This window comes from Burkholderia perseverans, from assembly GCF_022870505.1.
GTDB classification, from domain to species: domain Bacteria; phylum Pseudomonadota; class Gammaproteobacteria; order Burkholderiales; family Burkholderiaceae; genus Burkholderia; species Burkholderia plantarii.
The window spans coordinates 605,344-622,909 of record NZ_CP045094.1; the positions used below are offsets into that span (position 1 = coordinate 605,344).

Consider the following 17,566-nt stretch of genomic DNA (forward strand, 5'->3'; position numbering starts at 1 on the left):
TTCCTTCCGACTGTTGAGCGTGCGAACCGATGCAATTGCGACTTGACGCGCTGGAGGCGCACCTCGCGAAGACGCTCGCGGGCCTCTACACCGTATACGGCGACGAGCCGCTGCTCGCGCAGGAGGCGTGCGACCGGATTCGCGCTGCCGCGCGCGCGGGCGGCTTCACCGAGCGTTCGGTGTTCACCGTCGAGCGCAGCTTCGACTGGAGCTCGCTGCTCGGCGCGAGCCAGGCGATGTCGCTGTTCGGCGAGCGTCAGCTGATCGAGCTGCGGATCCCGTCGGGCAAGCCCGGCAAGGACGGCGCCGACGCGCTGAAGACGCTGGCCGGCGCGGGCAATCCCGACGTGCTGATGCTCGTCACGCTGCCGCGGCTCGACGCGGCCACGCAGAAATCGGCGTGGTTTACGGCGCTCGGCAACGGCGGCGTGGCGCTGAAGGTCGATCCCGTCGATCGCGCCCAGCTGCCGAACTGGATCGGCCAGCGGCTCGCCGCGCAGGGCCAGCGCGTGGCCGCCGGCGAGGACGGGCGGCGCGCGCTGCAGTTCATCGCCGAGCGCGTCGAGGGCAACCTGCTGGCCGCGCACCAGGAGATCCAGAAGCTTGGGCTGCTCTATCCGTCCGGCACGCTCGCGCTCGACCAGGTGCAGGACGCCGTGCTCAACGTCGCGCGCTACGACGTATTCAAGCTCAACGAGGCGATGCTGGCGGGCGACGCGGGCCGGCTCGCGCGCATGATCGACGGCCTGAAGGGCGAGGGCGAGGCGCTCGTGCTGGTGCTGTGGGCCGTGGTCGAGGAACTGCGCACGCTGTTGCGGATCAAGCGCGGCGTCGCGGCCGGCAAGCCGCTCGCGGTGCTGGTCCGTGAGAATCGGGTCTGGGGGCCGCGCGAGCGGCTGATCGGGCCGGCGCTGTCGCGCGTCTCGGAGGCGGTGCTCGAGACGGCGCTCGCGCTGGCCGCGAAGCTCGACCGCCAGGTGAAGGGGCTGTCCGGCATGGCGCCGGGGCTGCCGCGCGCCGACGAGCCGCCGCCGGATCCGTGGGACGGGCTGTTCCAGCTTGCCATGACCGTCGCCGGCGCGCAGGGTTCGCCGGCCGGCCAGCGGGCCGCGCCGGCTTCCGGCGCCGGCGCGCGCGGCCCCGCGGGAGCGCGCGCCGCCGCTGCCGCCGCCACACCGCGCCGCCCGGCCTGAGCGCCGCGCGAGCGGCGCGGCCCATGCGGCTTGCGTGACCCACGTGACCCGCATGGCTTGTGCCGTGCCAGCCGCCGGCATCAGCGGCCGCGGCACGGCGCGCATACAATCGATCACTCGCCGGCGCCCCGACCGGGCGCGGGCGGCAATTGCCAACGGCATCTGGCCGCGCCACGCGGCCGCCATTCCGGATTCGGGTTTCACGATGGATATCGACCAGTACATGACCGACGTCGGCCGCCGCGCGCGACAGGCCTCGCGCGCGATCGCGCGGGCCGACACGGCGGCGAAGAACGCCGCGCTCGCCGCGATCGCGACCGCGATCGAACGCGAGGCCGCCGCGCTCAAGGCCGCCAACGCGCGCGACGTCGAGCGCGCGCGCGCGAAGGGCCAGGACGCCGCGTTCGTCGACCGCCTGACGCTGTCGGACAAGGCGCTGAAGACGATGGTGGACGGCCTGCGGCAGGTCGCGGCGCTGGCCGATCCGATCGGCGAGATCTCGAACCTGAAGTTCCGCCCGAGCGGCATCCAGGTCGGCCAGATGCGCGTGCCGCTCGGCGTGATTGGCATCATCTACGAATCGCGGCCGAACGTGACGATCGACGCGGCGGCGCTGTGCCTGAAGTCCGGCAACGCGACGATCCTGCGCGGCGGCTCCGAGGCGCTCGAATCGAACACCGCGCTGGCGCGGCTGATCGGCGAGGGGCTCGCGGCGGCGGGGCTGCCGGCCGACGCCGTGCAGGTGGTCGAGACCGCCGATCGCGCCGCCGTCGGCAAGCTGATCACGATGACCGAATACGTCGACGTGATCGTGCCGCGTGGCGGCAAGAGCCTGATCGCGCGGCTGATCGAGGAGGCGCGCGTGCCGATGATCAAGCATCTCGACGGGATCTGCCATGTGTACGTCGACGATCGCGCCGACCTGGCGAAGGCGCTGACCGTCTGCGACAACGCCAAGACCCATCGCTACGGCACCTGCAACACCATGGAAACGCTGCTCGTCGCGCGCGGCATCGCGCCGGCGGTGCTGCCGCAGCTGGGGCGCCTCTATCACGACAAGTCGGTCGAGCTGCGCGTGGACGCGGCCGCGAAGGCGGTGCTCGCGGCGGCCGGGGTCGGCCCGCTGGTGGACGCGACCGAGGAGGACTGGCGCACCGAGTATCTGGCGCCGGTGCTCGCGATCAAGCTGGTGGACGGGATCGACGCCGCGATCGAGCACATCAACGCGTATGGCTCGGCGCACACCGACGCGATCGTCACCGAGGACCACGACCGCGCCATGCGCTTCCTGCGCGAGGTCGATTCGGCCAGCGTGATGGTGAACGCCTCGACGCGCTTCGCGGACGGCTTCGAATACGGCCTCGGCGCCGAGATCGGCATCTCGAACGACAAGCTGCACGCGCGCGGGCCGGTCGGGCTCGAGGGGCTGACCTCGCTGAAGTACGTCGTGCTCGGGCACGGCGAGGGGCGGCAATGAGCACGCGGCGGCCGCTGCCGGCTGCCGCGACGACGGGCCGGCGCGATCCGGCCACCGACGGACGGACCATTCGATGACGTATCTCTGGGTCAAGACCTTCCACATCGTGCTGATCGCCGCGTGGTTCGCGGGGCTGTTCTACCTGCCGCGCATCTACGTGAACCTCGCGATGGAGAGCGATCCCGGCGCGGTACGCCGGCTGCTCGCGATGGCGCGCAAGCTGTTCCGCTTCATGAGCTTCATCGCCGTGCCGGCGCTCGCCTGCGGGCTCTGGCTCTGGCTCGTCGCCGGGGTCGGGCAGGGGCAGGGGTGGATTCACGCGAAGCTGACGATCGTCGTGCTGCTGATCGTCTATCACGTCTATTGCGGACATCTGCTGCGCGTGTTCGAGCGCGGCGAGAACCGCCGCTCCGATCGCTGGTATCGTTTCTTCAACGAACTGCCGGTGCTGGGCATGCTCGGCGCCGTCGCGCTGGCCGTGATCAAGCCGTTCTGAGGCGAGTTTCGCGCAACTGCGCGATGCCAACGATTCGTTGATTTGCTGATTCGAGGTTCGCGCCGGATTGCCTGCGCGCCTCTCACGCGCCTCGCGCTGAATGACGGCGCGGACCCAGGCGGCCTTGGCCGCGCCACCTTCATTGCTGTCCGCATCTTTCCTCACGCACCGCGGCTCTCACGCCCACCGGCCGCTCACGTCTGCGTTTGCGCTCCCTTCTCGTCGCGCGCGCCCTTGCGCTCGACGGCCTTGCCGTCCGGCTCGATGCGCCGCCGCGTGATCGCGGCCTTCGCGCGGCCGAGCCGGTCGACGAGTTCCGGCCCGCGCTGCAGCGCGACGCCGACCGCGAGGATGTCGCCGATCGCCAGATGCGACATGCGCGAGGTCATCGGCGAGAACACGTCGGTCTCCTCGGCGATGTTCGAGGCGAGGCTGACCGAGGCCAGCTGCGCGAGCGGCGAGTGGCTGTGCGTGATCGACACCACCTTCGCGCCGCAGGCGAGCGCCGATTTCGCGGCATCGACGATGTCGCGCGTGCGCCCCGTGTTCGAGATCGCCACCACCACGTCCTGCGCGCCGAGCAGCGCGGCCGACATGCTGAACGTGTGCGGGTCGGAGTAGGCCACGCTCGGCACGCCGAGCCGGAAGAACTTGTGCTGGATGTCCTGCGCCGCGATGCCGGAGCCGCCCGCGCCGTAGAACTCGATGCGCGAGGCGCGCGCGAGCAGCGCGATGGCCTCGGCCACGCTGCCGGCCGACAGGCTGTTGCGTACCTCGATCAGCGCGCCGATGGTGCGGTCGAACACCTTGCCGATGATGCCGGGCGCGGGTTCGTCGGGCTCGACGTCGCGATAGACCGACGGCACGCCCGGCGCCACGCTCTGCGCGAGCCGGATCTTGAACTCGCGGAAGCCGCTGCAGCCGAGCGCGTGGCAGAACCGCGCGATGGTGGGCTGGCTTACGCCGGCGCGCGCGGCGAGGTCGGTCATCGACAGGTCGAGGATCTCGCGCGGCGCGGCCAGCACGTGGTCGGCAAGCTTGCGCTCGGAAGGGCGCAGCTGGGCGCGCAGCGCTTCGATTCGGGGCAGCATCGGCGGCTCGTTTCGGAAATGACGGATTGTAGACTTGCGAGGGTATTGTAGAAAAACTACAAGAAATTTCCAGGAGAAATACCTATTCGAATATTCGACATCAGGGTTTTTACTGATCGATTAGGCCGGCGTAGCAAGCTTCATGCAGATGATGCCCTCAGGGATGCTGCGCCGCAGGATTGCGAATATGTAGTTTTTCTACTAGACTTTGCCGCGTTTGGTCGGCCAGCCGGCCAGCCCCACGATTCCAGCCGCCGGCACCGCCCGGCATCAGAGGAGCCGCCCAGCATGGCCTCGCCGCATCCCACTCTCGTGAACGTGACCGAGCGCGTGATCGCGCGCAGCCGTCCGACCCGCACCGCCTATCTCGACCGCATCGCCGCCGCGCAGGGCCGCTTCCCGGCACGCGGCGCGCTGTCGTGCGCGAACCTCGCGCACGGTTTCGCCGGCCTCGAAGGCAACGACAAGTTCGTGATCAAGTCGATCCGCGAGCCGAACATCGGCATCGTCTCGTCGTACAACGAGATGCTGTCGGCGCACGCGCCCTATGTCTCGTATCCCGACATCATCAAGGCGGCCGCGCGCGAGAACGGCGGCGTGGCGCAATTCGCGGGCGGCGTGCCGGCGATGTGCGACGGCGTCACGCAGGGCAACCCGGGCATGGAGCTGTCGCTGTTCTCGCGCGAGACGATCGCGATGAGCACGGCGATCGCGCTGACCCACAACATGTTCGACGCCGCGCTCTGCCTCGGCATCTGCGACAAGATCGTGCCGGGCCTCTTGATCGGCACGCTGCAGTTCGGCCATCTGCCGACCATCTTCGTGCCGGCCGGCCCGATGACGAGCGGCCTGTCGAACGACGACAAGGCGAAGATCCGCCAGCAGTTCGCCACCGGCCAGGTTGGCCGCGACGCGCTGCTCGAGGCCGAGTCGGCCGCCTATCACGGCCACGGCACCTGCACGTTCTACGGCACCGCGAACAGCAACCAGATGCTGATGGAAGTGATGGGCCTGCACCTGCCGGGCTCGGCGTTCGTGCATCCGCACACGCCGCTGCGCGACGCGCTGACGGCCGCCGCGGCGCGCCGCGTGCTCGACCTGACGGTCGAGCGCGGCAGCTATACGCCGATCGGCCACGTGGTGGACGAGAAGGCCGTGATCAACGGCATCGTCGCGCTGCTCGCCACCGGCGGCTCGACCAATCACACCATGCACCTCGTCGCGATCGCGCGCGCGGCCGGGATCCTGATCGACTGGGACGACTTCGACGCGCTGTCGGCGATCGTGCCGCTGCTCGCGAAGATCTATCCGAACGGCAAGGCCGACGTGAACCACTTCCACGCGGCGGGCGGCGTGGCGTTCCTGGTGCGCAACCTGCTGGAAGGCGGCCTGCTGCACGAGGACGTGACGACGGTGGCGGGCCGCGGCCTGTCGCACTACACGCACGAGCCGAAGCTCGTCGACGGCAAGCTCGAATGGGTGCCGGGCGTGGCCGAAAGCCAGGATCCGAAGGTGCTGCGCCCGATCGCCGAGCCGTTCGCGCCGGACGGCGGCCTGCGCCTGATGCAGGGGCGTCTCGGCCGCGGCGTGATCAAGATCTCGGCGGTCGCGCCGGAGCACCGCAAGGTGGTGGCGCCGGCCATCGTGTTCGATTCGCAGGAAGCGGTGCAGGCCGCGTTCGACGCGGGCGAGCTGAAGCGCGACTTCGTCGCCGTGGTGCGGTTCCAGGGCGCGCGCGCCAACGGCATGCCCGAGCTGCACCGTTTGACGCCGCTGCTCGGCGTGCTGCAGGATCAGGGTTTCCATGTCGCGCTGGTCACCGACGGCCGCATGTCGGGCGCTTCGGGCAAGGTGCCGGCGGTGATCCACGTCTCGCCGGAAGCGCTGCTCGACGGGCCGCTCGCGAAGGTGCGCAGCGGCGACACGATCGTGATCGACGCGCAGGCCGGCGTGCTCGACGTCGAGGTCGACGCGAACGAATGGGCCGCGCGCGAGCTGGCGCGCCCTGCGCACCAGGCCGACAACGAGGTCGGCTTCGGCCGCGAGCTGTTCGGCGTGTTCCGCGCGGCAGCGATGCCGGCCGAGGCGGGCGCCTCGGTGTTCGGCGCGCTGGTCGGCGAGACCGTGCAGGGTGCGCAGGCCGCGCACGCCGGCGCGACGATCGCGCACTGAGCCGCATCAGGCTGAATGGCATTGAACCGAATCGGGCCGGAGGCGCCGCGCGGCGAATCCGCCGGAGCCGGCCCGGCCCACGCATCGAATCACAGGAGAAGCAGCAGATGAAGACGATCCACGACATCGTGAAACTCGGCCCGGTGATTCCGGTGCTCGCGTTCGAGACGGTCGAGCAGGGCGAGCACGTGTCGCGCGCGCTGCACGCGGGCGGCGTGAAGGTGCTGGAAATCACGCTGCGCACCGAGGCGGGCCTGAAGGCGATCGAGCGCGCGAGCCAGCTCGCCGACGACATCGTGGTCGGCGTCGGCACGATCACGAAGCCCGAGCACTGCGCGCTCGCGAAGAAGGCCGGCGCGCAGTTCGGCGTGTCGCCGGGCCTCACGAAGGCCATGCACCAGGCATCGCTCGACGCCGGCCTGCCGCTGTTGCCCGGTGTGATGACGCCGACCGACATCATCACGGCGCTCGAACTCGGCTACGAGGTGGTGAAGTTCTTCCCGGCGCAGCAGGCGGGCGGCATCCCGATGCTGCAGGCGTTCCACGGCCCGTTCCCGACGCTGAAGTTCTGCCCCACGGGCGGCATCAGCGCGCAGACGGCGCCCGATTTCCTCAAGCAGCCGAACGTGGTCTGCGTGGGCGGCTCGTGGCTGACGCCGAAGGCCGCGCTCGCGGCGCAGGACTGGGCCGAGGTCACGCGGCTCGCGCAGGCCGCGAGCCAGCTGGTTCGCTGAGTGGATGCGCCGGGTGGGTCGGCTGAGTTAGCTCGCTGGATTGGCTCGAATCGTCGCCAGGTCGGCGGGCCGAACCGCTTGGCGATGCAGCGTGCCCAAGCCGGCGCGCGGGCCGGGCGCCGCTAGGCGCGGCCCGTTGGCCGGCTGATGTCGATGCCGATTCTCTTGCCGATGCAGTCCGGCGGGATCGATGGTTGCGTCCGCATCCGCCGGCAACGCGCGCCGCGGCTGCCGGGTCGGAGTCGAAGCGGCGGCCGGCCCTCGCCGCGCTCCCGGCCCGAAGCCCGGCTATACACGGCGCCGCCGGCATCCCGCATCGGGCGGCCTGCCGTCGGCTGCCGCCGCCACCACCGGCTTCGCGTCCCTCCGCATGCGGCCATATCCACGTGACGCAGCCGCGCACCCGCCGTGCCGCTGACGTCGCTCGCGGCGCATTTTCCCCGTCTCCCCTATAGTGACCTGCGCGCGTGCGCGCCAGCCGGCGCACCCGCACGATTCGTCAGACTTGCCGCCGATTGCTAGGGGTTTGTGCGAATGGAACCGGTTCTATCGCGCATGGCGAAACGAAAGTAGAATTCAGCGTCCCGTCGGGCGCGCCTCGTGGCGCCGCGCGGGACATCAGAGAATACCGGGCACCGCAGGCTCGCCGGCCCGGTTCCAACAATCGAAGGAGGAGGAGTCCATGGGGGCAGTACAGGGCAGCATGCTGCTGGTGTGCGCGCTGATCGCGATCGTGTTGCTGATCGTGCTGATCGCGCGCTACAAGATTTATCCGTTCCTCGTGCTGATCATCGTCTCGCTCGGCCTCGGCCTCGTGGTCGGCATGCCGATGGACAAGATCGTCAAGTCGTTCGAGACCGGCAACGGCAACACGCTCGGCCATATCGCGATCGTGGTCGGCCTCGGCACGATGCTCGGCAAGATGATGGCCGAGTCGGGCGGCGCGGAACGCATCGCCACCACCATGATCGGCTGGTTCGGCGAGAAGAACATCCATTGGGCGATGCTGTTCGTCGCGATGATCATCGGCCTGCCGGTGTTCTTCGAGGTCGGCTTCGTGCTGCTGATCCCGATCGCGTTCAACGTCGCCAAGCGCACCGGCAAGTCGCTGCTGCTGATCGGCCTGCCGATGGTGGCGGGCCTGTCCGTCGTGCATGGCCTGATCCCGCCGCACCCGGCCGCGCTGCTGGCCGTGCAGGCGTTCGGCGCGGACATCGGCAAGACGATCGCCTACGGCCTGATCGTCGGCATTCCGACCGCGATCATCGCCGGGCCGCTGTTCGCGCTGGTGATCCACAAGTACGTGAAGCTGCCGGAGAACAACCCGCTCGCCTCGCAGTTCGTCGATTCGGGCGACCCGGCGCGCCACGACCGCGAGCTGCCGGGCTTCGGCATCACGCTGTTCACGATCCTGCTGCCGGTGGTGCTGATGCTGATCGGCAGCTGGGCCGACCTGCTGTTCGCGCCGAAGACGCTGCCGAACAACCTGCTGCGCTTCGCCGGCACCTCCGACGTCGCGCTGCTGATCGCGGTGCTGGTCAGCTTCTGGACCTTCGGCGCGAAGCAGGGCTTCAACCGCGAGCAGATCCAGAAGTTCTGCGGCGAGTGTCTCGCGCCGATCGCCGGCATCACGCTGATCGTCGGCGCGGGCGGCGGCTTCGGCGGCGTGCTGCGCGACAGCGGCATCTCGCAGCAGATCGTCGCCACGGCCACCCAGGCGCACCTGTCGCCGCTGCTGCTCGGCTGGTTCGCCGCCGCGCTGATCCGGCTCGCGACGGGCTCGGCGACGGTCGCGATGACGACCGCCTGCGGCATCGTCGCGCCGATCGCGGCCGCGGCCGGCGGCTCGGTCAAGCCCGAGCTGCTGGTGCTGGCCACCGGCTCCGGCTCGCTGATCTTTTCACACGTGAACGACGGCGGATTCTGGCTGATCAAGGAATACTTCGGGATGACGGTCGGCCAGACCTTCAAGACCTGGACGGCGCTCGAGACGCTGATCTCGCTGCTCGGGCTCGCGTTCACGATGGTGCTCGCCACCGTTCTGTAACAAGCAAGGGGTAGTCAATGATTTTGATCGCAATGGGCGTCTCGGGCGCCGGCAAGACGCGCATCGGCGAACTGCTGGCGGAGCGCCTCGGATGCACGTTCACCGATGGCGACGCGTTCCACAGCGCCGCCAACAAGGAAAAGATGCATCACGGGATTCCGCTCACCGACGACGACCGCTGGCCGTGGCTGAAGTCGATCCGCGCGGCGATCGAGGCGAAGCAGCGCGCGGGCGAGACGGCGGTGTTCACCTGCTCGTCGCTGAAGCGCTCGTATCGCGACGTGCTGCGCGGCGGCGACGCCGACGTGCGCTTCGTCTACCTGCAAGGCACGATGGACGTGCTGAGCGAGCGGCTCAAGACGCGCACCGGCCACTTCTTCGATCCGTCGCTGCTGCAGAGCCAGCTCGACACGCTCGAGGTGCCGGGCGACGACGAGGCGGTCGAGGTCAGCATCGAGCAGACGCCCGAGCAGATGGTCGACGAGGTGCTGAAGAAGCTTGGCCTCGCCTCGCAGGCCTGACGGCCTGATTGCGATCGACGCGGGCCGGCGCTGCCGGCGCACGGCCCGCGCCATGAAAAAAGGCGCCCGGCGGCGAATGCCCCGGGCGCCTTCGTTTTGCGCGCCGCGCAGCGGCACGCCGTCATGCATACGTCATGCGTTACGCGATCCGCTTCGCGAGTTCGACCGCCTTGCCGATGTACGAGGCCGGCGTCATCGCGAGCAGCAGCTCCTTCGCGTCCTGCGGGATCGCGAGGCCGCCCACGAACTGCTGCAGCGCCTCGCGCGTGATGCCCTTGCCGCGCGTCAGTTCCTTCAGCTGTTCGTAGGGGTTCTCGATGCCGTAGCGGCGCATCACGGTCTGCACCGGCTCGGCCAGCACTTCCCAGCAGTTGTCGAGATCCTCGTTCAGGCGCGACGGGTTTACCTCGAGCTTGTCGAGCCCGCGCGTGAGCGATTCGTAGGCGAGCAGCGAGTAGCCGAACGCCACGCCGATGTTGCGCAGCACCGTGGAGTCGGTCAGGTCGCGCTGCCAGCGCGACACCGGCAGCTTCTCGGAGAGGTGGCGCAGCGTGGCGTTGGCCAGGCCGAGGTTGCCTTCCGAGTTCTCGAAGTCGATCGGGTTGACCTTGTGCGGCATGGTCGACGAGCCGATCTCGCCGGCCTTGGTCTTCTGCTTGAAGTAGCCGAGCGCGATGTAGCCCCAGACGTCGCGGTCGAGGTCGAGCAGGATCGTGTTGGCGCGCGCCACGGCGTCGAACAGCTCGGCCATGTAGTCGTGCGGCTCGATCTGGATCGTGTACGGATTGAAGGCGAGCTTCAGGCGGTTCTCGACCACGTCCTTCGAGAACGCTTCCCAGTCGAACGTCGGGTAGGCCGACAGGTGCGCGTTGAAGTTGCCGACCGCGCCGTTCATCTTGCCGAGCAGCTCGACCTTCGTGATGCGCTCGATCGCGCGCGCGAGACGCGCCGCGACGTTGGCGATTTCCTTGCCGAGCGTGGTCGGGCTGGCCGGCTGGCCGTGCGTGCGCGACAGCATCGGCTGGTCGGCCAGCGCGTGGGCGAGCGTGACGAGCCGCTGCTGCACGCTGCGCAGCGCCGGCACGATCACCTTGTCGCGCGCGCCGGCCAGCATCATGCCGTGGGAGGTGTTGTTGATGTCTTCCGAGGTGCAGGCGAAGTGGATGAATTCGCTCGCGGCCTCGAGTTCCGGCTGGCCCTTCACCGATTCCTTGAGCCAGTATTCGACGGCCTTCACATCGTGGTTCGTGACGTGCTCGATGTCCTTGATGCGAGCCGCGTCGTGCGCGGTGAAGCGCTCGACGAGCTGCAGCAGGAACTGCTCGGAGGCGTCCGAGAAGCGCGGCACTTCGGCGAAGCCGGCGCGCGACAGCGCGATCAGCCAATGGACCTCGACCGTCACGCGGTGGCGCATGAACGCGGCCTCGGAGAGCCACTCGCGCAGCGCTTCGGTCTTGCTCGCGTAGCGGCCGTCGAGCGGCGAGAGCGCGGTGAGGGCGAAAAGGGTGTCGGGGCGGGTGTCGGACATGATGGGGCGGCCGGTTCGGGCGTGGAGAGAGTCAACCGGGAATTTTACCATCGGCGGCGGCCGGCTCCGGCGCGCTGTCCATGCGCGGTGCCGGGGCGCCGACCGTGGGGCGCCCGAGCGTGAGCCGCCGTGCCGCCCGGCGCCGGTGCGCGGCTACAATGCGGGCTCCACAATCGCCGCGCAGCAAGGGTCCGCATGGAACTGAAATGGCTCGAAGACTTCGTCTCGCTCGCGGAGACGCGCAGCTTCAGCCGTTCGGCCGAATCGCGGCACGTCTCGCAGCCGGCGTTCTCGCGGCGGATCCAGGCGCTCGAGGCCTGGCTCGGCACCGAGCTGATCGACCGCTCCGTCTACCCGACGCGGCTCACGCAGGCCGGCCAGGTGTTTCTCGAACAGGCGCTGACCATGCTCTCGCAGGCGCACGAGGCGCGCACGGTGCTGCGCGGCCACGCGGCGGCGCCGGTGCCGACCATCGAGTTCGCGGTGCCGCACACGCTCTCGCTGACCTATTTCCCGTTCTGGCTGCAGCGCATCGAGGCCAAGCTCGGCCCCGTGCATACGCGGCTGCGCGCGCTGAACGTGCACGACGCGGTGCTCTCGCTCGTCGAGGGCGGCTGCGATCTGGTGATGGGCTACCATCATCCGAGCCATCCGGTGGCGCTCGACCCCTCGCGCTACGACATGCTGACGCTCGGCATGGAGCCGATCAGCCCGTTCTCGGCGCCGCTGCGCGCCGGACGGCCGCGCTACACGCTGCCGGGCGGCGCCGACGCGCCCGTGCCCTACCTGTCCTACACGCCGAACGCGTACCTGGGCCGCATGACCGAGGTGATCATCGCCAACGCGCGCGAGCCGCTGCACCTGGACCGGATCTACGAGACCGACATGGCCGAGGGGCTCAAGGCGATGGCGCTGGCCGGCCACGGCGTCGCGTTTCTGCCGCACAGCGCGGTCGAGGATGCGGTGGCGCGCGGTGAGCTGGTCCGCCTCGACCGGCCCGCGCGCGCGGGTGGCGCGCAGCCGTTCACGCTGACGATGGAGATCCGGCTCTACCGCGACAAGCTCGCCGTGCAGGGCGACGAGGCACGCCAGACGCTGGTGCGCGCGCTGTGGGACGCCGTCGTCGAGGAACTGGCGCAGCGCGCGCGCTGAGACGCCGTCGGCGCGGATAGCCGGATAGCCGGATAGCCGACACGCGTGCGGGGTCAATCGGCGCGCTGCGGCGTGCCTCCCAGGTTGACACAGCCCGCCCGCCAGCCTTGCCGGACAAGCCCCGGCGCCCGCTGCGGCTACGCCGGCCACGCCTTGTTACCGCATTCCACGGCGCGCCCGACGCCGCTTCCCGAAGGCATGGGGATTGCTGCCGTTCATGGTCGGAACCCGCCGGTTGTCCGGCAGTAGCGCGATCATGCACGAAACGCATAATCGAATAAACAAACGGCATTGGATTTCGAAAACCCGATTTTCGACAATGTGCGTCATTCGCTGACCGTTGGAGAATCCATGTCTTCGCAACCGCAGTCCTCGCCCGCCGCGCAGTCCATTCCGTCCTACCTGAACGCGGAAGCGTTGGGCCCATGGGGCAACTACCTGCAGCAGGTCGACCGCGTCGCGCCGTATCTCGGCTCGCTGTCGCGCTGGCTCGAAACGCTGAAGCGCCCGAAGCGCATCCTCGTGGTCGACGTGCCGATCGAGCTCGATAACGGCACCGTGGCCCACTTCGAGGGCTACCGCGTGCAGCACAACGTCTCGCGCGGCCCGGGCAAGGGCGGCGTGCGCTACCACCAGGACGTCACGCTCTCGGAAGTGATGGCGCTGTCGGCCTGGATGTCGGTCAAGAACGCGGCCGTCAACGTGCCGTATGGCGGCGCGAAGGGCGGCATCCGCGTCGATCCGCGCAAGCTCTCGCGCGGCGAACTCGAGCGCATGACGCGCCGCTACACGAGCGAGATCGGCATCATCATCGGGCCGAACACCGATATCCCGGCGCCGGACGTCAACACCAACGAACAGGTGATGGCGTGGATGATGGACACCTACTCGATGAACCAGGGCCAGACGGCCACCGGCGTCGTGACCGGCAAGCCGATCACGCTCGGCGGCTCGCTCGGCCGCCGCGAGGCGACCGGCCGCGGCGTGTTCGTGGTGGGCTGCGAGGCGGCCCAGAAGAAGGGCGTCGAGATCCAGGGCGCGCGCATCGCGGTGCAGGGCTTCGGCAACGTCGGCGGGATCGCCGGCAGGCTGTTCCAGGAAGCGGGCGCGAAGGTCGTCGCCGTGCAGGATCACACCGGCACGATCTACCAGCCGGCCGGCGTGGACGCCGTGAAGCTGCTCGACCACGTCGCGCGCACCGGTGGCGTGGCGGGCTTCGAGGGCGCCGAGCCGATGGCGAACGACGAGTTCTGGACCGTCGAGACCGAGATCCTGATCCCGGCCGCGCTCGAGAACCAGATCACCGAGAAGAACGCCGGCAAGATCCGCACGAAGATCGTCGTCGAAGGCGCGAACGGCCCGACCACCACGGCGGCCGACGACATCCTCGCGGCCAACGGCGTGCTGGTGATCCCCGACGTGATCGCCAACGCGGGCGGCGTGACCGTCTCGTACTTCGAATGGGTGCAGGATTTCTCGAGCTTCTTCTGGACCGAGGACGAGATCAACCAGCGGCTCGAGCGCATCATGCGCGAGGCGTTCGCCGGCGTCTGGTCGGTCGCGCAGGAGCACAACGTGTCGGTGCGCACGGCCGCGTTCATCGTGGCCTGCAAGCGGATCCTGATGGCGCGCGAAATGCGCGGCCTCTACCCCTGATCACCCCCTGGACCGGCGGCTTGCCGCCGGTCGACCCGGCGGCGCGGCTCACCCCGCCGTGCCGCCACCCCTCGCGGGCGATACCGGATCCGGTATCGCCCGTTTTTCGCATCTGGACCCGTTTGGGATGGCACGTCAGGCGTGACACGTGAACTGTGAACAATCAAAACAAAATGCGCCCGACAACAATTTCTTTCATTAGAGTTACTTTGTTAGACTGCCTGACGTTAGCCCAAGGAGATGCCAGATGAAAATCAAACAAGCGCTGCTGCTCGCCGCTGCCCTCGCCACCTTCGCCGGCGGTGCCATCGCGCAGGAGACGGGGACCCTCAAGAAGATCAAGGACACCGGCGTGATCGCGCTCGGTCACCGCGAGTCGTCGATTCCGTTTTCCTACTATGACCAGAACCAGCAGGTGATCGGCTACGCGCGCGACTTCCAGATGCGCATCGTCGACGCCGTGAAGAAGAAGCTGAACCTGCCGAACCTGCAGACCAAGAACATCCCGGTCACGTCGCAGAACCGGATTCCGCTGGTGCAGAACGGCACCGTGGACATCGAATGCGGCTCGACCACCAACAATCTCGACCGCCAGAAGCAGGCCGCCTTCTCGACCACCTATTTCGTGATCGGCACGCGCCTGATGACCTCGAAGGATTCGGGCATCAAGGATTTCGCCGACCTCAAGGGCAAGACCGTCGTGACGACGGCGGGCACCACCTCCGAGCGCCTGCTGCGCGCGATGAACAACGACAAGCAGATGGGCATGAGCATCATCAGCGCGAAGGACCACGGCGAGTCGTTCCAGACGCTCGAGACGGGCCGCGCGGTTGCGTTCATGATGGACGACGCGCTGCTGGCCGGCGAACGCGCCAAGGCGAAGAAGCCCGACAACTGGGTGATCGTCGGGACGCCGCAATCGGAAGAGGCCTACGGCTGCATGATGCGCAAGGACGATCCGGCCTTCAAGAAGGTGGTCGACGATGCGATCATCGAGACCGAGAAGTCGGGCGAGGCAGCCAAGCTCTACACGAAGTGGTTCGAGAACCCGATCCCGCCGAAGGGGCTGAACCTGAACTTCCCGCTGTCGGACTCGATGAAGAAGCTCTACGCGAACCCGAACGACAAGGCGCTCGACTGAGTCGCCCGGCGTTCCGTTTGACGCTCTGATGCAACGGAAGAGGCTTCGCGCTTCTTCCGTTTCTTTTTGCCGGATGCTGGAGTCCTGTCCATCATGTCTTACCACTGGAACTGGGGAATCTTCCTGAGCCCCGTTTCGACGGGCGAGCCGACCACCTACCTTGGCTGGCTGCTGTCGGGCTTCTGGGTGACCATCAAGGTCTCGCTCGTGGCCTGGGTGATCGCGCTCATCGTCGGCTCGCTGTTCGGCGTGCTGCGCACCGTCCCCAACCGCTGGCTGTCCGCGCTCGGCACGCTCTACGTGTCGATCTTCCGCAACATCCCGCTGATCGTGCAGTTCTTCATCTGGTATCTGGTGGTGCCCGAACTGCTGCCGCCCGCGATCGGCACCTGGATCAAGCAGCTGCCGCCGGGCACGCAGTTCTTCACCGCCTCGGTGGTGTGCCTGGGCCTCTTCACCGGCGCGCGCGTCTGCGAGCAGGTGCGCTCGGGCATCGCCGCGCTGCCGAAGGGCCAGCGCGCGGCCGGGCTGGCGGTGGGCTTCACCGAATGGCAGACCTACCGCTTCGTGCTGCTGCCGGTGGCGTACCGGATCATCGTGCCGCCGCTCACCTCCGAGTTCCTGAACATTTTCAAGAACTCGGCGGTGGCCTCGACCATCGGCCTGCTCGACCTGTCGGCGCAGGCGCGCCAGCTGGTCGACTACACCGCGCAGACCTATGAATCGTTCATCGCCGTCACGCTTGCCTACGTGATCATCAACCTCGTCGTGATGGCCCTGATGCGCTGGATCGAGTCCAGGACGCGGCTGCCCGGCTACATCGGAGGCAAGTGATGCACGACTTCGACTGGAGTGGAATTCCCGGCGCGCTGCCGGCGCTGTGGACGGGCGCGATCGTCACGCTCGAGATCACCGTGCTCGCGATCGTGGTCGGCATCGTGTGGGGCACGCTGCTCGCGCTGATGCGGCTGTCGGGCGTCACCGCGCTGCAGTGGTTCGCGCGGCTCTACGTGACGGTGTTCCGTTCGATCCCGCTGGTGATGGTGCTGCTGTGGTTCTTCCTGATCGTGCCGCAGCTGCTGCAGGGCGTGCTCGGGCTGTCGCCGACCATCGACATCCGGCTCGCCTCGGCGATGATCGCGTTCTCGCTGTTCGAGGCCGCGTATTATTCGGAGATCATTCGCGCGGGGATCCAGGCGGTGCCGCGCGGGCAGGTCAACGCGGCGTTCGCGCTCGGCATGGGCTACGGCCAGGCGATGCGCCTCGTGATCCTGCCGCAGGCGTTTCGCGCGATGGTGCCGCTGCTGCTCACGCAGGCGATCGTGCTGTTCCAGGACACCTCGCTCGTCTACGTGATCAGCCTCGCGGACTTCTTCCGCACGGCCACCAACATCGGCGACCGCGACGGCACCAACGTCGAGATGATCCTGTTCGCGGGCGCCTGCTATTTCGTCGTGTGCGTACTGGCATCCGCGCTCGTCAAAGGTCTTCAGAAAAAGGTTACAAGATGATTTCCATCAAGAACGTCTCGAAGTGGTACGGGCAGTTCCAGGTGCTGGCCGACTGCACGACGGAAGTGAAGAAGGGCGAGGTGGTGGTGGTGTGCGGCCCGTCCGGTTCGGGCAAGTCCACGCTGATCAAGACCGTGAACGGCCTCGAGCCGTTCCAGAAGGGCGAGATCCTCGTGAACGGCGAGTCGGTGGGCGACAAGCGCACCAACCTGTCGAAGCTGCGTTCGAAGGTCGGCATGGTGTTCCAGCACTTCGAGCTGTTCCCGCATCTGTCGATCACGGAAAACCTGACGCTCGCGCAGATCAAGGTGCTCGGCCGCGGCAAGGACGAGGCCAACGACAAGGGCCTCAAGCTGCTCGACCGGGTCGGCCTCAAGGCGCACGCGCACAAGTTCCCGGGCCAGCTCTCGGGCGGTCAGCAGCAGCGCGTGGCGATCGCGCGCGCGCTGTCGATGGACCCGATCGCGATGCTGTTCGACGAGCCGACCTCGGCGCTCGATCCCGAGATGATCAACGAGGTGCTCGACGTGATGGTCGAGCTCGCGCAGGAAGGCATGACGATGATGTGCGTGACGCACGAGATGGGCTTCGCGAAGAAGGTCGCCCATCGCGTGATCTTCATGGACAAGGGGGCGATCGTCGAGGACGACCGCAAGGACGAGTTCTTCGCGAATCCGAAGTCCGATCGCGCGAAGGACTTCCTCGCGAAGATCCTGCACTGAGGGTGCCCGCGTTCGCGGTTCCCGCATGAAAAACGCCCGGCGCTGCCGGTAATGCCGTTCAGTTAAGGTTCTTTCTGAGGAACCGAACGGCATAACGAGCAGGACGGGACTTGACGGCCCGATCG

At 68.2% G+C, this 17,566-nt stretch carries 15 protein-coding genes; 13 read left to right on the top strand and 2 right to left on the bottom strand.

Annotated elements, in window-relative coordinates; genetic code table 11:
* Positions 1-29 precede the first annotated feature (29 nt).
* The 3 genes from holA to BpN12_RS17320 all read left to right on the top strand — a co-directional run bounded on the left by holA (position 30) and on the right by BpN12_RS17320 (position 3,166).
* Positions 30-1,193 carry a DNA polymerase III subunit delta gene (holA, locus tag BpN12_RS17310; protein WP_246796721.1) on the top strand — a complete coding sequence of 388 codons (1,164 nt, stop codon included), beginning with the start codon at positions 30-32 and terminating at the stop codon, positions 1,191-1,193.
* Positions 1,194-1,398: 205 nt separating this feature from the next.
* Positions 1,399-2,670 (top strand): glutamate-5-semialdehyde dehydrogenase, encoded by a 1,272-nt coding sequence (locus BpN12_RS17315; RefSeq protein WP_246796722.1) that lies wholly within the window; start codon positions 1,399-1,401, stop codon positions 2,668-2,670.
* Positions 2,671-2,743: 73 nt separating this feature from the next.
* The gene (locus BpN12_RS17320; protein WP_246796723.1) at positions 2,744-3,166 is read left to right on the top strand and encodes a CopD family protein; all 423 of its coding nucleotides are present in this window, start codon (positions 2,744-2,746) and stop codon (positions 3,164-3,166) included.
* A 194-nt stretch (positions 3,167-3,360) separates the two neighbouring features.
* On the opposite strand, the gene BpN12_RS17325 is transcribed toward BpN12_RS17320, so the two are convergent.
* Positions 3,361-4,257, bottom strand: a complete 897-nt coding sequence (locus BpN12_RS17325; RefSeq protein WP_246796724.1) for a MurR/RpiR family transcriptional regulator — start codon at positions 4,255-4,257, stop codon at positions 3,361-3,363.
* 288 nt (positions 4,258-4,545) lie between these two features.
* On the opposite strand from BpN12_RS17325, the gene edd reads away from it, so the two are divergent.
* The 4 genes from edd (at position 4,546) to BpN12_RS17345 (ending at position 9,731) form a co-directional block, all read left to right on the top strand.
* Positions 4,546-6,429 carry a phosphogluconate dehydratase gene (edd, locus tag BpN12_RS17330; protein ID WP_246796725.1) on the top strand — a complete coding sequence of 628 codons (1,884 nt, stop codon included), beginning with the start codon at positions 4,546-4,548 and terminating at the stop codon, positions 6,427-6,429.
* 107 nt (positions 6,430-6,536) lie between these two features.
* Positions 6,537-7,163, top strand: a complete 627-nt coding sequence (gene eda, locus BpN12_RS17335) for a bifunctional 4-hydroxy-2-oxoglutarate aldolase/2-dehydro-3-deoxy-phosphogluconate aldolase (protein ID WP_042623854.1) — start codon at positions 6,537-6,539, stop codon at positions 7,161-7,163.
* Positions 7,164-7,845: 682 nt separating this feature from the next.
* Positions 7,846-9,210, top strand: a complete 1,365-nt coding sequence (locus BpN12_RS17340; protein ID WP_246796726.1) for a GntP family permease — start codon at positions 7,846-7,848, stop codon at positions 9,208-9,210.
* Between the two features lie 17 nt (positions 9,211-9,227).
* Positions 9,228-9,731: a gluconokinase gene (locus tag BpN12_RS17345; protein WP_246796727.1), complete on the top strand. Its 504-nt coding sequence runs from the start codon at positions 9,228-9,230 to the stop codon at positions 9,729-9,731.
* A gap of 139 nt (positions 9,732-9,870) precedes the next feature.
* On the opposite strand, the gene purB is transcribed toward BpN12_RS17345, so the two are convergent.
* Entirely contained in the window at positions 9,871-11,259 is a 1,389-nt protein-coding gene (purB, locus tag BpN12_RS17350; protein WP_246796728.1) for an adenylosuccinate lyase, read from the bottom strand.
* 195 nt (positions 11,260-11,454) lie between these two features.
* Here purB and BpN12_RS17355 point away from each other — a divergent pair, with 195 nt between their 5' ends.
* The 6 genes from BpN12_RS17355 (at position 11,455) to BpN12_RS17380 (ending at position 17,441) form a co-directional block, all read left to right on the top strand.
* Entirely contained in the window at positions 11,455-12,411 is a 957-nt protein-coding gene (locus tag BpN12_RS17355; RefSeq protein ID WP_246796730.1) for a LysR family transcriptional regulator, read from the top strand.
* 351 nt (positions 12,412-12,762) lie between these two features.
* On the top strand, positions 12,763-14,067 hold the full coding sequence (locus BpN12_RS17360; protein WP_246796731.1) for a Glu/Leu/Phe/Val family dehydrogenase: 1,305 nt from the start codon (positions 12,763-12,765) through the stop codon (positions 14,065-14,067).
* Between the two features lie 247 nt (positions 14,068-14,314).
* On the top strand, positions 14,315-15,208 hold the full coding sequence (locus BpN12_RS17365) for a glutamate/aspartate ABC transporter substrate-binding protein (RefSeq protein WP_246796732.1): 894 nt from the start codon (positions 14,315-14,317) through the stop codon (positions 15,206-15,208).
* Between the two features lie 93 nt (positions 15,209-15,301).
* Complete coding sequence (locus BpN12_RS17370) at positions 15,302-16,042, top strand: amino acid ABC transporter permease (protein ID WP_246796733.1); 741 nt, start codon at positions 15,302-15,304, stop codon at positions 16,040-16,042.
* A complete protein-coding gene (gene gltK, locus BpN12_RS17375) occupies positions 16,042-16,719 on the top strand; it encodes a glutamate/aspartate ABC transporter permease GltK (RefSeq protein ID WP_246796734.1) in 678 nt (225 codons plus the stop codon). Before BpN12_RS17370 ends, gltK begins: the two co-directional genes overlap by 1 nt.
* The gene (locus BpN12_RS17380) at positions 16,716-17,441 is read left to right on the top strand and encodes an amino acid ABC transporter ATP-binding protein (RefSeq protein WP_042623862.1); all 726 of its coding nucleotides are present in this window, start codon (positions 16,716-16,718) and stop codon (positions 17,439-17,441) included. The genes gltK and BpN12_RS17380 overlap by 4 nt, the downstream gene beginning before the upstream one ends.
* Positions 17,442-17,566 lie beyond the last annotated feature (125 nt).

What these genes read in the sequence shown, in the direction of transcription:
- BpN12_RS17320 (WP_246796723.1), top strand. Translation starts at nt 2,744, where the DNA reads ATGACGTATCTCTGGGTCAAGACCTTCCACATCGTGCTGATCGCCGCG.
- BpN12_RS17340 (WP_246796726.1), top strand. Translation starts at nt 7,846, where the DNA reads ATGGGGGCAGTACAGGGCAGCATGCTGCTGGTGTGCGCGCTGATCGCG.
- BpN12_RS17325 (WP_246796724.1), bottom strand. Translation starts at nt 4,257, where the DNA reads ATGCTGCCCCGAATCGAAGCGCTGCGCGCCCAGCTGCGCCCTTCCGAG.
- BpN12_RS17380 (WP_042623862.1), top strand. Translation starts at nt 16,716, where the DNA reads ATGATTTCCATCAAGAACGTCTCGAAGTGGTACGGGCAGTTCCAGGTG.
- BpN12_RS17360 (WP_246796731.1), top strand. Translation starts at nt 12,763, where the DNA reads ATGTCTTCGCAACCGCAGTCCTCGCCCGCCGCGCAGTCCATTCCGTCC.
- gltK (WP_246796734.1), top strand. Translation starts at nt 16,042, where the DNA reads ATGCACGACTTCGACTGGAGTGGAATTCCCGGCGCGCTGCCGGCGCTG.
- BpN12_RS17345 (WP_246796727.1), top strand. Translation starts at nt 9,228, where the DNA reads ATGATTTTGATCGCAATGGGCGTCTCGGGCGCCGGCAAGACGCGCATC.
- BpN12_RS17365 (WP_246796732.1), top strand. Translation starts at nt 14,315, where the DNA reads ATGAAAATCAAACAAGCGCTGCTGCTCGCCGCTGCCCTCGCCACCTTC.
- edd (WP_246796725.1), top strand. Translation starts at nt 4,546, where the DNA reads ATGGCCTCGCCGCATCCCACTCTCGTGAACGTGACCGAGCGCGTGATC.
- purB (WP_246796728.1), bottom strand. Translation starts at nt 11,259, where the DNA reads ATGTCCGACACCCGCCCCGACACCCTTTTCGCCCTCACCGCGCTCTCG.
- eda (WP_042623854.1), top strand. Translation starts at nt 6,537, where the DNA reads ATGAAGACGATCCACGACATCGTGAAACTCGGCCCGGTGATTCCGGTG.
- BpN12_RS17315 (WP_246796722.1), top strand. Translation starts at nt 1,399, where the DNA reads ATGGATATCGACCAGTACATGACCGACGTCGGCCGCCGCGCGCGACAG.
- BpN12_RS17370 (WP_246796733.1), top strand. Translation starts at nt 15,302, where the DNA reads ATGTCTTACCACTGGAACTGGGGAATCTTCCTGAGCCCCGTTTCGACG.
- BpN12_RS17355 (WP_246796730.1), top strand. Translation starts at nt 11,455, where the DNA reads ATGGAACTGAAATGGCTCGAAGACTTCGTCTCGCTCGCGGAGACGCGC.
- holA (WP_246796721.1), top strand. Translation starts at nt 30, where the DNA reads ATGCAATTGCGACTTGACGCGCTGGAGGCGCACCTCGCGAAGACGCTC.